The organism is Pseudomonas fluorescens, assembly GCF_040448305.1.
In the GTDB taxonomy this organism is placed as follows: domain Bacteria; phylum Pseudomonadota; class Gammaproteobacteria; order Pseudomonadales; family Pseudomonadaceae; genus Aquipseudomonas; species Aquipseudomonas fluorescens_BH.
In genome coordinates, this window is the sequence record NZ_CP148752.1 from 1,352,299 (window position 1) to 1,365,668 (window position 13,370).

At 61.3% G+C, this 13,370-nt stretch carries 12 protein-coding genes; 7 read left to right on the forward strand and 5 right to left on the reverse strand.

The window, feature by feature from the left end; all coding sequences use genetic code 11:
- The first annotated feature begins 56 nt into the window (after positions 1 to 56).
- The 4 genes from WHX55_RS06070 to pdxH all read left to right on the forward strand — a co-directional run bounded on the left by WHX55_RS06070 (position 57) and on the right by pdxH (position 5,582).
- Positions 57 to 2,516, forward strand: coding sequence for a beta-galactosidase (locus tag WHX55_RS06070; RefSeq protein ID WP_353742229.1), 2,460 nt, complete (start codon positions 57 to 59; stop codon positions 2,514 to 2,516).
- A gap of 127 nt (positions 2,517 to 2,643) precedes the next feature.
- A complete protein-coding gene (locus WHX55_RS06075) occupies positions 2,644 to 3,789 on the forward strand; it encodes a serine hydrolase domain-containing protein (protein ID WP_353742230.1) in 1,146 nt (381 codons plus the stop codon).
- 113 nt (positions 3,790 to 3,902) lie between these two features.
- Positions 3,903 to 4,910, forward strand: coding sequence for an OmpA family protein (locus tag WHX55_RS06080; protein ID WP_353742231.1), 1,008 nt, complete (start codon positions 3,903 to 3,905; stop codon positions 4,908 to 4,910).
- 24 nt (positions 4,911 to 4,934) lie between these two features.
- A complete protein-coding gene (gene pdxH / locus WHX55_RS06085) occupies positions 4,935 to 5,582 on the forward strand; it encodes a pyridoxamine 5'-phosphate oxidase (RefSeq protein ID WP_353742232.1) in 648 nt (215 codons plus the stop codon).
- 5 nt (positions 5,583 to 5,587) lie between these two features.
- Here the strand turns inward: pdxH and WHX55_RS06090 are convergent, their stop codons facing one another.
- Positions 5,588 to 5,824 carry a hypothetical protein gene (locus WHX55_RS06090; protein WP_116262154.1) on the reverse strand — a complete coding sequence of 79 codons (237 nt, stop codon included), beginning with the start codon at positions 5,822 to 5,824 and terminating at the stop codon, positions 5,588 to 5,590.
- A gap of 165 nt (positions 5,825 to 5,989) precedes the next feature.
- Between WHX55_RS06090 and WHX55_RS06095 the strand changes: the two genes are divergently transcribed.
- On the forward strand, positions 5,990 to 6,454 hold the full coding sequence (locus WHX55_RS06095; protein ID WP_150727622.1) for a glycine zipper 2TM domain-containing protein: 465 nt from the start codon (positions 5,990 to 5,992) through the stop codon (positions 6,452 to 6,454).
- 104 nt (positions 6,455 to 6,558) lie between these two features.
- Here WHX55_RS06095 and nhaA read toward each other — a convergent pair whose 3' ends face one another.
- Positions 6,559 to 7,746: a Na+/H+ antiporter NhaA gene (nhaA, locus tag WHX55_RS06100; RefSeq protein WP_353742233.1), complete on the reverse strand. Its 1,188-nt coding sequence runs from the start codon at positions 7,744 to 7,746 to the stop codon at positions 6,559 to 6,561.
- Positions 7,747 to 7,992: 246 nt separating this feature from the next.
- Between nhaA and WHX55_RS06105 the strand changes: the two genes are divergently transcribed.
- Complete coding sequence (locus tag WHX55_RS06105) at positions 7,993 to 9,090, forward strand: PLP-dependent cysteine synthase family protein (RefSeq protein ID WP_191624897.1); 1,098 nt, start codon at positions 7,993 to 7,995, stop codon at positions 9,088 to 9,090.
- A 157-nt stretch (positions 9,091 to 9,247) separates the two neighbouring features.
- On the opposite strand, the gene WHX55_RS06110 is transcribed toward WHX55_RS06105, so the two are convergent.
- The 3 genes from WHX55_RS06110 to WHX55_RS06120 all read right to left on the reverse strand — a co-directional run bounded on the left by WHX55_RS06110 (position 9,248) and on the right by WHX55_RS06120 (position 12,332).
- Positions 9,248 to 10,861, reverse strand: coding sequence for an NAD(P)/FAD-dependent oxidoreductase (locus WHX55_RS06110; protein WP_353742234.1), 1,614 nt, complete (start codon positions 10,859 to 10,861; stop codon positions 9,248 to 9,250).
- A 95-nt stretch (positions 10,862 to 10,956) separates the two neighbouring features.
- Complete coding sequence (locus WHX55_RS06115) at positions 10,957 to 11,625, reverse strand: hypothetical protein (protein ID WP_353742235.1); 669 nt, start codon at positions 11,623 to 11,625, stop codon at positions 10,957 to 10,959.
- A 110-nt stretch (positions 11,626 to 11,735) separates the two neighbouring features.
- Entirely contained in the window at positions 11,736 to 12,332 is a 597-nt protein-coding gene (locus WHX55_RS06120; protein WP_353742236.1) for a short chain dehydrogenase, read from the reverse strand.
- A 107-nt stretch (positions 12,333 to 12,439) separates the two neighbouring features.
- Here WHX55_RS06120 and WHX55_RS06125 point away from each other — a divergent pair, with 107 nt between their 5' ends.
- Positions 12,440 to 13,348 (forward strand): LysR family transcriptional regulator, encoded by a 909-nt coding sequence (locus WHX55_RS06125; protein WP_150754151.1) that lies wholly within the window; start codon positions 12,440 to 12,442, stop codon positions 13,346 to 13,348.
- The last annotated feature ends 22 nt before the right edge of the window (positions 13,349 to 13,370 follow it).

A 13,370-nucleotide genomic window follows, 5' to 3' on the forward strand; every position in this document is an offset into this window, starting at 1 on the left:
TCTGCCATCGCTTTTCCACTGGCCCACTGAAGGTCGTTAGGGAGAATTTCGTTCTCATGATTTGCCGTTCGTTGCCTGCTGTTTTTGCCCTGCTGTTCGCAACACCGCTGTTGGCCGCCCCCGCCAGCCAGCAGACGCTGTTCAACTTTGTGCGCCCCGCCGACGTGGTCCAGGTGGCGACTCAGGACGCCAGCCTGCCGCAATCCAACGCCGAGCAAACCCCCGAGGGCGAAGTGCTGCGCCGGGTGACGTTCAACCCGGTTGCCCGGCCGACTTTGCGCCTGACCCCGCAAACAGGTTCCTGGGACTGGTCGCAGTCGGGCGTCATGAGCCTGCGGATCCAGAGCGCGATGAACTGGGCCTTGACCCTGTACGTGACCATCCAGAGCAACGACGGCAAGACACTGGTCAGCCGCGTCGATCTGCCGGCGGGGCCTGCGCAAACCCTGTTGGTGCCTTTGCAAGCGACATCACCGCTGAGCCAGGGCATGAAGGCTGGTCCGCCGATGCCGATGACCGTTGAGGGGCAGCGTGTGTTTGTGGCCAGCAGCGCTGGTGAACTGGATCGCAGCCAGGTGGTATCGGTGAGCTTGTCGATGGACCAGCCCAAAGCCGCACAAAGCATCCTGCTGGAGCGTTTTGGTGTGCAGGACGGCGAGTCGGTCACCCAAGCCGTGTATGGCGGGTTGGTGGATGCTTACGGCCAGTCGACCCGGGACAAGTGGCCGGAAAAAGTAAGCAGTGACGAACAATTGAAAAGCGCCGCCAGCAAGGAGCAGCAGCAACTGAAAACCTGGCTGGCCGAACGTCAGAAGTCTTCTCTGGATAAGTTCGGCGGGTTAGCCAAAGGCCCGTCGTTCAAGGCCAGTGGTTTTTTCCGAACCGAAAAACGTGACGGTCGCTGGTATCTGGTGACGCCCGAGGGGCACCCGTTTTATTCCCTGGGGGTCAATACCGTGGCTCCGGATGTCAACCAGACCTACGTTGCCGGTCGCGAATGGATGTTCGAATCCCTGCCCAAAGCAGATGACGCACTCGCCAGCCACTACGGCGAAGGCGACAACCGTGGCGGCAACGGCGCCGATCAGGGGCGTGGGTACAGTGCAGGTCGCTGGTACGATTTCTACGGCGCCAACTTGCAGCGCCTTCATGGCAACCCTTGTGACTCGAGGAGCGACAGCAAGGCCGATGCGGTTGAAGCAACGGCGGAAAAAGCTGCCGAGCAACCGGTCGTGCCTGCGACTGCCGAATCCGGTGTCGCCGAAGCGGCCAAAACTGAGGCAAAAGCAGCAACGCCAACACCTGTAGAACCCTGCAAAGCCGCGTTCGACGAGCAGCGCTGGGCCAGTCACTCCCTTGATCGCTTGCAGGCCTGGGGCTTCAACACCATTGGCAACTGGAGCGCCCCCGTACTGGGCAATGCCGATCGCGTGCCTTACACCTTGCCGCTGTCGATCGTCGGCGACTACGCCAGCATCAGCACCGGCACCGACTGGTGGGGCGGCATGCCCGACCCGTTCGACCCGCGTTTCGCCATGGCCACCGAGCGTGCAGTGGCGATTGCTGCCCGCGACCATCGTGACGATCCATGGCTGATCGGTTACTACGCCGACAACGAACTGGCCTGGACCGGTCCCGGCGACGACCCGAAAGCTCGTTATGCCTTGGCCTACGGCACCTTGAAAATGACCACCGACGTGCCGGCCAAGCGCGCATTCCTCAAGCAGCTGCGTGACAAGTACCGCAATCAGGCCGGCCTGTCGAAAGCCTGGGGCATTGATCTGCCAGCCTGGGAGTTGATGGAAGATCCGGGGTTCGTACCGCCGTTGCCGAGCGCCGAGCATCCGGAAATCGAAGCCGACTTCAAATACTTCCAGAAGGTCTTTGCCGACACTTACTTCAAGACCATCTCCGACTCACTCAAGTGGCACGCGCCGAACCAGTTGCTGCTCGGCGGCCGATTCGCGATCAGCACGCCGGAAGCCGTGGAGTCCTGCGCCCAGTACTGCGACGTGTTGAGCTTCAACATGTACACCCTGCAACCCCAGGATGGTTACGACTTCGCCAAACTGCGCAGTCTCGATAAACCGGTGTTGATCACCGAGTTCAATTTCGGCTCGGCTGATCGTGGCCCGTTCTGGGGCGGCGTCACGCCATTGGCGAAGGAAGAGGACCGCGGTCCGGCGTACGCCAACTTCCTCAAACAGGCATTGAGCGAGCCGTCGATTGTCGGCGTGCATTGGTTCCAGTACCTCGATCAACCGGTCACCGGGCGCTTGCTTGACGGTGAAAACGGTCACTTCGGGTTGGTAGGCATCACTGATCTGCCGTTCCAGGGTTTTGTCGACAGCGTGCGCAAGAGCAACCTGGCGACAGTCGAGCAACTGGGCAAAGAGGCCGAGAAGGCTGCGGCCGCCGCCGACAAAGCCAGCCACGACGCCGAGGGCGGCCGCAAGGCCGAGGCTGGCAAGGGGCCGGGGAAGGGCGCCGGTGGGCATTCCGGCAAAGGCCATTAATCCCTGAAACCCCTCGCCACAAAAGCTTGGTGGCAAGGCAACCATCCAGCCCAACCCTGTTCCCAAAACCCTCAAGGGCTGGAACAATGCCGACCACTTTGTAGAGCGTTAATCCGGGGAGTTGCGGGTGCAGATTCAGGGTCATTACGAGCTTAAGTTCGAAGCGGTGCGAGAGGCGTTCGCGGCGCTGTTCGACGATCCCCAGGAGCGTGGCGCAGCGTTGTGCATCCAGGTCGGCGGCGAAACCGTCGTCGATCTGTGGGCCGGCACTGCCGACAAGGACGGGGCCGAGGCCTGGCACAGCGATACCATCGCCAACCTGTTCTCCTGCACCAAGACCTTTACCGCCGTCACCGCGCTGCAACTGGTGGCCGAAGGCAAGCTGCAACTGGATGCCCCGGTTGCGCGCTACTGGCCCGAATTTGCCGCTGCCGGCAAAGCGTCCGTCACCCTGCGCCAACTGCTTTGCCATCAGGCCGGTCTTCCGGCATTGCGCGAGCTGCTGGCCCCCGAAGCCCTTTACGACTGGCAAACCATGGTCGACGCCCTGGCCGCCGAAACACCGTGGTGGACACTGGGCGAAGGCCACGGTTACGCGGCGATCACCTATGGCTGGCTGGTCGGCGAATTGCTGCGCCGTGCCGACGGTCGTGGGCCGGGTGAATCCATCGTCGCGCGGGTCGCCAAACCGTTGGGCCTGGACTTCCATGTCGGCCTGGCCGACGAAGAGTTCCATCGCGTGGCCCACATTGCGCGGGGCAAGGGCAATGTCGGCGATGCCGCCGCCCAGCGCCTGCTGCAAGTGACCATGCGCGAGCCAACGGCCATGACGACCCGGGCGTTCACTAACCCGCCGTCGATCATGACCAGCACCAACAAACCCGAGTGGCGACGCATGCAACAACCGGCCGCCAATGGCCATGGCAACGCCCGCAGCCTGGCCGGGTTCTACGCCGGCCTGCTCGACGGCAGCTTGCTGGAAAGCGAAATGCTCGATGAATTGACTCGCGAGCACAGCCTCGGCGAGGACAAGACCTTACTGACCCGGACCCGTTTCGGCCTGGGCTGCATGCTCGATCAACCGGACGTTGCCAATGCCACCTTCGGCCTTGGCCCGCGGGCGTTTGGTCATCCGGGTGCCGGCGGCTCCATCGGTTTTGCCGACCCGGAGCACGATGTAGCTTTCGGATTTGTGACAAATACCCTGGGGCCGTACGTCTTGATGGACCCGCGCGCGCAAAAGCTGGTGCGGGTTCTGGCCACTTGTCTGTAAAAACGACTATCGAGTTCCAGGGTTGGAACCCGTTAGCCTTTCCAGTTTCAAAACATCTGCTTCTACCGGCCAATGTGGCCTGATTTTTTTGACTTCATTTTTGTGGATATCCAATGTCATCCAATAAAACCCTCGCCTTGGCCCTGTGCTTCGCTATTACCGGTTGCGCACAGACTCCACAGAAAGACGCGACGGCACCTGTCGCCAAGACTGAAAGCGGCAGCCACTGGTACTGGCCGTTCGGTTCCGCCGACAGTGCCGGCAAGCCCGTGGCCAAGTCGGAGGTTAAACCGGTAGTCAAACCCGTTGCGGTGGCCAAGGCCGAAGCCGATAGCGCCAGCAAGTGGTGGTGGCCGTTCGGCGGTAGCGAGCAGAGCACCGCCAAGGTTGTGCCGATGCCAGACCCGAAAGTCACCCAGGCCTGGCTTGACGATTACGAACCGCGACTGCGCGAGGCGGTCAAGGGCAGCAACATGCAACTCGAGCGCCGCGAAAACGTGCTGGTGGTGACTGCGCCGGTCGAAGGCTCGTTCAACCCTGATCGTCCGGCCATGCTGCTGCCGGTTACGCTCGGTCCGTTTACCCGCGTTGCGAAAATCCTTGAAGCCGATCCAAAGACTGCTGTGTTGATCCTCGGCCACAGCGATACGTCCGGCGCTGCGCCTGCCAACGTCAAACTGAGCCAGGAGCGTGCCCAGTCCGTTGCGGCGATTTTCCGTCTCAGCGGTTTGCAGCGTGATCGCTTGATGCTGCGCGGCCTGGGCGGTGATGCGCCGCGTGCAGCCAACGACAGCGTGCAAGGGCGTGCACTGAACCGTCGTGTGGAACTGCTGGTGACCCCGCAAAACACCATGGTCGCGCTGCTGAGCAAGTACAACATGCCGGCTCCGGCGCCTGTGGCCTTGGTCGCTGCCGCTGACGCCAAACCGGTAGCCAAGCCTGTGACACCGGCCCCGGCGACTAAAAAGGCTGCTGTTCCAGCGACGAAAAAAGCCGCGGCGAAAAAATCTCCGGCCAAGAAAGCACCTGCGAAAACTGCAACGCCGGTGAAGAAAACCACGCCAGCCAAAGCCTCCACGGCTGACAAGAAAGTCGCCGCCACCGATACTGCAAAGCAGTGATTCGTTAACCAAAAGGAATGCGCCATGACCCAGGGCCTGGCTGATATGCGTCGTGACTACACCCGTGATGGCCTGACCGAGGTACAAGCCCCGGCCGAGCCGTTTGCGCTGTTCCACCAGTGGTTCGCCGACGCGGTGAAAACCGAACAGGTGCCGGTGGAAGCCAACGCCATGACCCTGGCCACCGTTGACCAGGACGGTCGGCCGCACTGTCGCATTCTGTTGCTCAAGGGCCTGGACGAACTGGGCTTCACCTTTTTCACCAACTACGAAAGCGCCAAGGGCCAGCATCTGGCCGCGAATCCGTTCGCGGCCATGACGTTTTTCTGGCCGGCGCTGGAGCGCCAAGTGCGTATTGAAGGGCGGGTGGTGAAGGTCACGCCTGAGGAATCCGACGCCTATTATCAGGTCCGTCCGCTGGGCAGCCGCCTGGGAGCCTGGGCGTCGCCGCAGAGCCAGGTGATCGCCGATCGTAGCGAGCTCGAAGCGCTGCTCAAGGATACCGAGCAACGTTTCACCGACACCCAGCCGCATTGCCCGGAACACTGGGGCGGTTATCGCCTGCTGCCGGACCGCATCGAATTCTGGCAGGGCCGCCCAAGCCGCCTGCACGACCGCCTCAATTACCGCCAGCAGGGCGCCGACTGGATTCTTGAACGTCTGGCACCCTGAGCAGTCTACCGACCGGGATAGCCTGCCGCAGCGGCCTCCAGCCACTTCGGCAGGTCTCGACGCTTGATCTTCTGCGCCTGAGCACTCGCCAATTGTTCGAGCATGAAGGCTTTTTTCTGCTCGTCCTTGCCCGCCAGCGCTAGCGCCAGGTCGCGGTCCATCCAGCGTTTGATCCGTACGTACAGCCACCAGTGGAAGTACAAACCGGCAACAGTCGTGACGACGATGATAAAGTAGTCCATTGAAATCCTTGGCCAGTGGGGCAGCTTTGCGAATTTGCCGCTACTGTGTGAGTTCGTGGAGGCGCCTTAACGGAGCCTGAATCAAACCAATTTTACCCGGGCTGTGCCGTGACAGGCGTCAAGCTGCGGAGTTTAATGGATATCTGTTTTTTTGGAGTTGATGCTATGCGTAAGTCTGTTCTGCTGGTTGCTTCCTTTTCCACGATGGCGATGTTGCTCACTGGTTGCCAATCGAGCCTGACCGGTGACTCCTATTCCCGTGACGAGGCGCGTCGGGTGCAGACGGTTCGCATGGGCACCATCGAAGCATTGCGTCCGGTGAAAATCGAAGGCACCAAAACCCCGATCGGCGGCGCTGCAGGCGCAGTGGTCGGCGGCGTTGGCGGCAGCACCATTGGTGGCGGCAAAGGCAGCGTCGTCGCTGCCGTCATTGGTGCCGTGGCCGGCGGTCTGCTCGGTTCGGCCGCTGAAGAAGGCCTGACCCGCACCCAGGGCGTGGAAATCACCGTACGCGAAGACGATGGCAGCATGCGCGCCTACGTTCAGGAAGTTCAGCCGAACGAAGTGTTCCGTGTTGGCGAGCGTGTGCGCATCTCCAGTGTGGGTGGCACCAGCCGCGTTTCGCACTAAGCGCAAACACCGGATAAACAAAAAACCCGATCAGGTGACTGATCGGGTTTTTTGTTTTTCAGCTCAGGCGAGTCCTGATTGGCGCCAGGCGTTATCGCGGTTTATCAGGAGGCCAGCGCGATGCTCTTGCGGCTCGCCATCGCCGTCACCACATAACCGATCAGCGCGGCCAGAATCGAACCGGTCAAGATCCCCATGCGGTCCATCCCGGCGAAATCACTCACGCCCGGCTCAAAGGCCAGCGAGCCGACAAACAGACTCATCGTGAAACCAATGCCGCAGAGAATCGCCACGCCCAGTATCTGGCCCCAATTGGCGCCTTGGGGCAGGGCGGCGATACCGGTTTTCACGGCCAGCCAGGTCAGGCCGAAGACTCCGACAGTCTTGCCCAGCAGCAGCCCGATGGCGATGCCCATGGGGACGTGGTGAGTGAAGCTTTCGACGGTGACACCGCTCAGGGACAGGCCGGCATTGGCAAAGGCGAACAGCGGCAGGATGCCGTAGGCGACCCACGGATGCAGGGCGTGTTCCAGGGTCAGCAATGGCGAAGGCTCGGCATTTTTCGTGCGCAGCGGAATGCAGAATGCCAGGGTCACGCCGGCCAGCGTTGCGTGGACACCGCTCTTGAGCACGCAGACCCAGAGGATCAAGCCAATGATCATGTACGGCCCGAGCTTGACCACGCCAAGCCGGTTCATCCCGATCAGCGCCGCAATACAGGTCGCGGCCAGCGCCAGGGACAGGGTCGACAACGCGCCGGAATAGAAGATCGCAATGATGATGATCGCGCCGAGGTCGTCGATGATCGCCAGGGTCATCAGGAACAGTTTCAGCGATACCGGAACCCGTTTGCCCAGCAGCGCCAGCACGCCAAGGGCGAAGGCGATGTCGGTGGCGGTCGGGATTGCCCAGCCGTTTAGGGCCGGTGGCGTGTCGCGATTGAGGTACCAGTAGATCAGCGCGGGCACCACCATGCCACCAATGGCTGCGGCACCGGGCAGGACGATTTGCGACGGTTTGGACAACTGGCCGTCGAGGACTTCGCGCTTCACTTCCAGGCCGATCAGCAGGAAGAACAGCGCCATCAGGCCGTCGTTGATCCACAGCAGCAACGGCTTGGCGATTTTCAGCGCGCCGATCTGCGCCACCACGGGGGTGTCCAGCAGGCCGTTGTACAGCCACGACAGCGGCGAGTTGTTGATAATCAGAGCCAGAACGGCAGCGGCGATCAGTAACAGACCGCTGGCAGCTTCCAACTGAAAGAAACGCGTGAAAGTGCTACGCAGAGGCAAGGTCGCTCTCCATCTGTGAATTCAAAAGGTGTTACACCCTAACAAGTACTGTTAGTTGTTAAAACAAAAGTTATATTCTTTTTTGTTATATGTCGTTACAGAGTGATCCGCCAGCACCGACCTGAGCCTAGCAGTTGCCGGGCGTATTGGATCTCAGCTGTACCTGTGCTGGATGCAGGTTTTTTCCTAAGCTTGTTGGATGAGCCTTGTTAAAGGCCGACTCCTGCCCGATTCAACGAGAAAACCATCATGAGCGACAATCGACAGTGGTCCCGCGAAGCGATCCGGATCATCGAAGCCGATTTCCAGCGCAGCGCCGACACCCACTTGATCCCCTTGCCGCTGCCAGGTTTTCCGGGCATCGAGTTGTACTTCAAGGATGAATCCAGCCACCCCACGGGCAGTCTCAAGCACCGTCTGGCCCGTTCGCTGTTCCTTTATGCGCTGTGTAACGGCTGGCTCAAACCCGGCGCGCCGGTCATTGAAGCCTCCAGCGGTTCGACGGCGATTTCCGAAGCGTACTTCGCGCGCATGCTGGGCTTGCCATTCATTGCGGTGATGCCAGCGACCACGTCCAAGGAAAAGATCGCGCAAATTGCCTTCTATGGTGGCCAAAGCCACCTGGTAGACGATCCGACCCAGATCTACGCCGAGTCCGAGCGTCTGGCTCGCGAACACGACGGGCACTTCATTGACCAGTTCACCTACGCCGAGCGCGCCACCGACTGGCGGGCAAACAACAACATTGCCGAGTCGATCTTTCAGCAGATGCGTTTCGAGCAGCACCCCGAGCCGAGCTGGCTGATTTCCAGCCCCGGTACCGGCGGCACCACGGCCACCCTGGGCCGATACGTGCGTTATCGCCAGCATGGCACCCGCGTGCTGTGTGCCGATGCCGAGCGTTCGGTGTTCTTCGATTACTACCAGACCGGCGATGCCAGCCTGCGACTGGACCACGGCTCGCGGATCGAAGGCATTGGCCGGCCGCGCGTGGAAGCGTCGTTTCTGCCCAAAGTGATCGACGCGATGGTCAAGGTGCCGGATGCCTTGTCACTGGCGGCCATGCACTACCTGGCGGAGCGTCTGGGACGGCATGTGGGCGGGTCGAGCGGGACCAACCTGATCGGCGCACTGATGGCCGCCCAGCACATGAAGGCGGCGGGGGAGACGGGGTCGATGGTGGCGATTCTGTGTGACAGCGGCGAGCGCTATGCCACGACCTATTACGATCAGGACTGGCTCAAGGCTCAGGGGTATGAGCTGAGTGGTTTGATGGCTGCGGTGGCGGCGACGGTGGAGCGGGGTGAGCCGTTGCCGGCGTCGGTACTGCGCGCCAATATCTGAGATTTTTCAGACACTGAGTACTAATGTGGGAGCGAGCCTGCTCCGGGCGGCGTTCCGACGATGGCGGCATAACATTCAACACATATGCTGACTGATTTACCGCTATCGCGAGCAGGCTCGCTCCCACAGGGTTTTGTATTGTTTCAGATGGTGTGTATCAGGCCTCGATACCGAGGATATCCCGAGCCACAGCCTCGGCAATGCGAATCCCGTCAACACCCGCCGACAGAATCCCGCCCGCATAACCGGCACCTTCACCGGCCGGGAACAAGCCCTTCACGTTCATGCTCTGCAACGACTCGTTACGGGTAATGCGCAGCGGCGAGGAGGTGCGGGTCTCGATCCCGGTCAACACCGCGTCGTGCAGCGAGTAACCACGAATCTGCTTCTCGAACGCCGGCAGGGCTTCGCGAATCGCTTCGATGGCGAACGCCGGCAGCGCCAGCGCCAGATCACCCAGGGCAACGCCCGGCTTGTAGGACGGCTCGACGCTGCCCAGTTCGGTGGACGGTTTGCCCGCGATAAAATCGCCGACCAGTTGCGCCGGGGCTTCGTAGTTACTGCCGCCCAGCACGAATGCGTGGGATTCCAGGCGTTCCTGCAACTCGATACCGGCCAGCGGGCCGCCCGGATAATCGACTTCCGGGGTGATGCCGACGACGATGCCGGAGTTGGCATTGCGCTCGTTACGCGAGTACTGGCTCATGCCATTGGTAACCACGCGGTTCGGCTCGGAAGTCGCGGCCACCACGGTGCCGCCCGGGCACATGCAGAAGCTGTAGACCGAGCGGCCGTTCTTGGCGTGGTGCACCAGTTTGTAGTCGGCGGCGCCCAGTTTCGGGTGGCCGGCGTACTTGCCCAGGCGCGCACGGTCGATCAGCGACTGTGGGTGTTCGATGCGGAAACCCACCGAGAACGGCTTGGCCTCCATGAACACGCCACGGCCGTGGAGCATGCGGAAGGTGTCGCGGGCACTGTGGCCGAGGGCGAGGATCACGTGTCTGGAGTGGATCTGCTCGCCGCCGTTGAGCTCGACGCCGACCAGTTGGCCGTCCTCGATCAATACGTCGGTGACACGCTGCTGGAAGCGCACTTCACCACCCAGGGCGCGAATCTGCTCACGCATGTTTTCCACCACGCCGGTCAGGCGGAACGTACCGATGTGCGGCTTGCTGACGTAGAGGATTTCTTCCGGGGCACCGGCCTTGACGAATTCGTGCAGGACTTTACGGCCGAGGAATTTCGGGTCCTTGATCTGGCTGTAGAGCTTGCCGTCGGAGAATGTCCCCGCGCCGCCTTCACCGAACTGCACGTTGGATTCCGGGTTGAGCACGCTTTTGCGCCACAGGCCCCAGGTGTCCTTGGTGCGCTGGCGTACTTCGGTGCCGCGTTCGAGGATGATCGGCTTGAAGCCCATTTGCGCCAGCAGCAGCCCGGCGAAAATCCCGCACGGACCGAAGCCGACGACGATCGGACGCGCACTCAAATCGACCGGCGCCTGGCCTACCGCTTTGTAGCTGACATCCGGCGCCACGCTGACGTTACGGTCATCGGCGAACTTGTGCAGCACCGCCGCCTCATCGCGAACTTCAAGGTCGATGGTGTAGATGAAGCACAGTTCGGAGGACTTTTTGCGCGCATCGTAGCTGCGCTTGAACAAGGTGAAATCGAGCAGGTCATCGCTGGCAAGCCCTAAGCGCTGCACGATGGCAGGGCGCAGGTCTTCTTCGGGATGGTCGATCGGCAACTTGAGTTCGGTGATTCGTAACATGGCGGGATCCGGTTCGCGGGGCGCACAACTGCGCCAGGGCGTTTGAAGCCCGCGATTATAAGCCTCAAAGGCGCAGGCCCGTGAGGCTTAAACGATCAGTCGTCGCGCGATCCGCCGAAATACCCGCAGCCGCGCTGTACCTGACCGTCGATGCGCAGTTCGGCGCTCATGTGCTGGATGCTGCCGGTGCTGCTGTCGACGCAACGTTGCGGCGCAACCCACAGTTCGATGTGCTGGTTGTTGGCTTCGGTGCTGAGGTTGAAACGGCCATCGCCCAGTTGCTCCTCGACGTAAGGCACGGCCAACGGCGGCTGGCCAGCCCGGTCGAGGACCATGCCTTTGCCGCTGACTTTCACGCTCCACTGCGGAGTGTGGCCGGCGGCGCGCAGGATCAGCAGCTTGAAATTCGGATCCTCGCACGCGTTGCTCGAGCGCTCGACGCGGTACAACTGCTCCAGATCGAGCCGGCCGTCACCACCGCTGCCTGCCACAACCCGCCCGCGCACGTCGGCAAACAGCTTGCCCTGCTTGTCCGCCAGGTTTGCGGCCTGCTGCAGAACGCTGGTACCGCCCGTGTCGTTGACCACGTAGCGGTTTGCCTGGTTGCACGGCTGGAACAGCAGTTTGCCCTCCGCCGCGGTCAACTGGCCTTGCATGCGTGTCTGGCCGACATGGGAGGCATTCTGCCGCTCACCCTCGAACAACTGGCAAGCGGCGAACAGCGGAAGCAGGGCAACGAGGACTAAGGAACGGGCAACACGCATCTTGGGGTCTCCTGACAAGTGTCGCCACGTTACTCAGCCTGACCGTTCATCACAACTCGTTATCGTCTCCACGTTGTATTGGCGCTGATGCAGGTTGCGATTTTTTATCTTCAGATGTGAAAGGTCTGACCTGTTTGCAGGCCTTCCACGCTTTTGGCGTAGGCCAAAGCCACATCTGCCGCGGGAACCGGCTTGAAGCCACGGAAGTACGGCGCGTATTTGCCCATGGCTTCGACGAGGACGTTCGGGCTGATCGAGTTCACGCGCAAGCCGCGCGGCAGTTCGATGGCGGCGGCCCGGACGAAGCTGTCCAGTGCACCGTTGACCAGTGCTGCCGAGGCACCGCTGTAGATCGGATCGTGACTGAGCACGCCGGTGGTGAAGGTGAACGATGCGCGGTCATTGGCGAACTCGCGGCCGATCAGCAGCAAATTGACCTGGCCCATGAGCTTGTCTTTCAGGCCCAGGGCAAAGCTCTCTTCGGTCATTTCGTTGAGCGGTGCGAAGGTCACGTTGCCAGCGGCACACACCAGTGCATCGAATTTGCCGGTCTGCCCGAACAGTTTGCGAATCGAGGCGCTGTCACTGATGTCCACCTGAAAGTCGCCGCTGGTGCGGCCGATGCGGATGATTTCGTGGCGTTGCGACAGTTCCTTGTCGACTGCCGAACCGATGGTGCCGTTTGCGCCGATCAAAAGAATTTTCATGGAGGCTGATCCTCGTTGTGGGTTGAACGAGGTATCAGTTTAGGGTGGTTTTTTCTTCAGATAAGCGCACTAATAGGCAACCTTTGGTTTTCAAATGGAAACAATCCATGAGCGAGATGGATGACCTGGCCGCGTTCGCCGTACTGATCGAAGCGGGAAGTTTCACCCTGGCGGCGCAGCAGCTCGGTTGCAGCAAAGGCCAGCTGTCCAAGCGCATCAGCCAGTTGGAAGCGCAGTTTTCCGTGGTGTTGTTGCAACGTACCACCCGCCGCTTGAGCCTGACCGCGGCCGGTGCTGCGTTGTTGCCACAGGCCCAGGCGCTGGTGGTGCAAGTCGAGCGGGCGCGCCAGGCCCTGGCGCGTCTGAAGGACGACATGGCCGGCCCGGTGCGGATGACGGTACCGGTGTCGCTCGGGGAAACCTTCTTCGATGGCCTGTTGCTGGAGTTCTCCGCCAAGTATCCCCAGGTACAGATCGAACTGGAGCTCAACAACAGCTACCGCGAACTGTCTCGCGACGGCTTCGATCTGGCAATTCGTTCCGACGTGGCCATTGACCAGCGACTGGTGGCGCGCCCACTGCTGGCGTGGCAAGAGCTGACCTGTGCCAGCCCGGCCTATCTGGAGCAATATGGTGAACCGCAAACACCCCAGGCGCTGGCCGAGCATCGCTGCCTGCTCAACAGCCATTACAGCGGTCGCGAAGAATGGCTGTATCACCAGCAGCACGAGTTGTTGCGGGTGCGGGTGTCGGGGCCGTTCGCCAGCAACCACTACAACCTGTTGAAGAAAGCCGCACTGGTCGGCGCCGGTATTGCGCGCCTGCCGTCCTACTGTTTGCCAACAGAACTGGCCGACGGGCGTTTGCGATGGCTGCTGCGCGACTATCAGACCCGCAGCATGCCGATGTACCTGGTGCATCCGTATCAGGGCGGTTTGCCCAAGCGTACGCAGGTACTGGCGGATTATTTGATCGGGTGGTTCAAGCGTAGTGGGGAGGCGTTGGATCGGCTGTGACAAAAGCATCTGACACCGTATA

Coding starts and splice junctions, on each gene's coding strand:
- WHX55_RS06070 (WP_353742229.1), top strand. CDS start 57: ATGATTTGCCGTTCGTTGCCTGCTGTTTTTGCCCTGCTGTTCGCAACA.
- WHX55_RS06110 (WP_353742234.1), bottom strand. CDS start 10,861: ATGTTACGAATCACCGAACTCAAGTTGCCGATCGACCATCCCGAAGAA.
- WHX55_RS06090 (WP_116262154.1), bottom strand. CDS start 5,824: ATGGACTACTTTATCATCGTCGTCACGACTGTTGCCGGTTTGTACTTC.
- WHX55_RS06125 (WP_150754151.1), top strand. CDS start 12,440: ATGAGCGAGATGGATGACCTGGCCGCGTTCGCCGTACTGATCGAAGCG.
- WHX55_RS06080 (WP_353742231.1), top strand. CDS start 3,903: ATGTCATCCAATAAAACCCTCGCCTTGGCCCTGTGCTTCGCTATTACC.
- pdxH (WP_353742232.1), top strand. CDS start 4,935: ATGACCCAGGGCCTGGCTGATATGCGTCGTGACTACACCCGTGATGGC.
- WHX55_RS06115 (WP_353742235.1), bottom strand. CDS start 11,625: ATGCGTGTTGCCCGTTCCTTAGTCCTCGTTGCCCTGCTTCCGCTGTTC.
- WHX55_RS06120 (WP_353742236.1), bottom strand. CDS start 12,332: ATGAAAATTCTTTTGATCGGCGCAAACGGCACCATCGGTTCGGCAGTC.
- WHX55_RS06095 (WP_150727622.1), top strand. CDS start 5,990: ATGCGTAAGTCTGTTCTGCTGGTTGCTTCCTTTTCCACGATGGCGATG.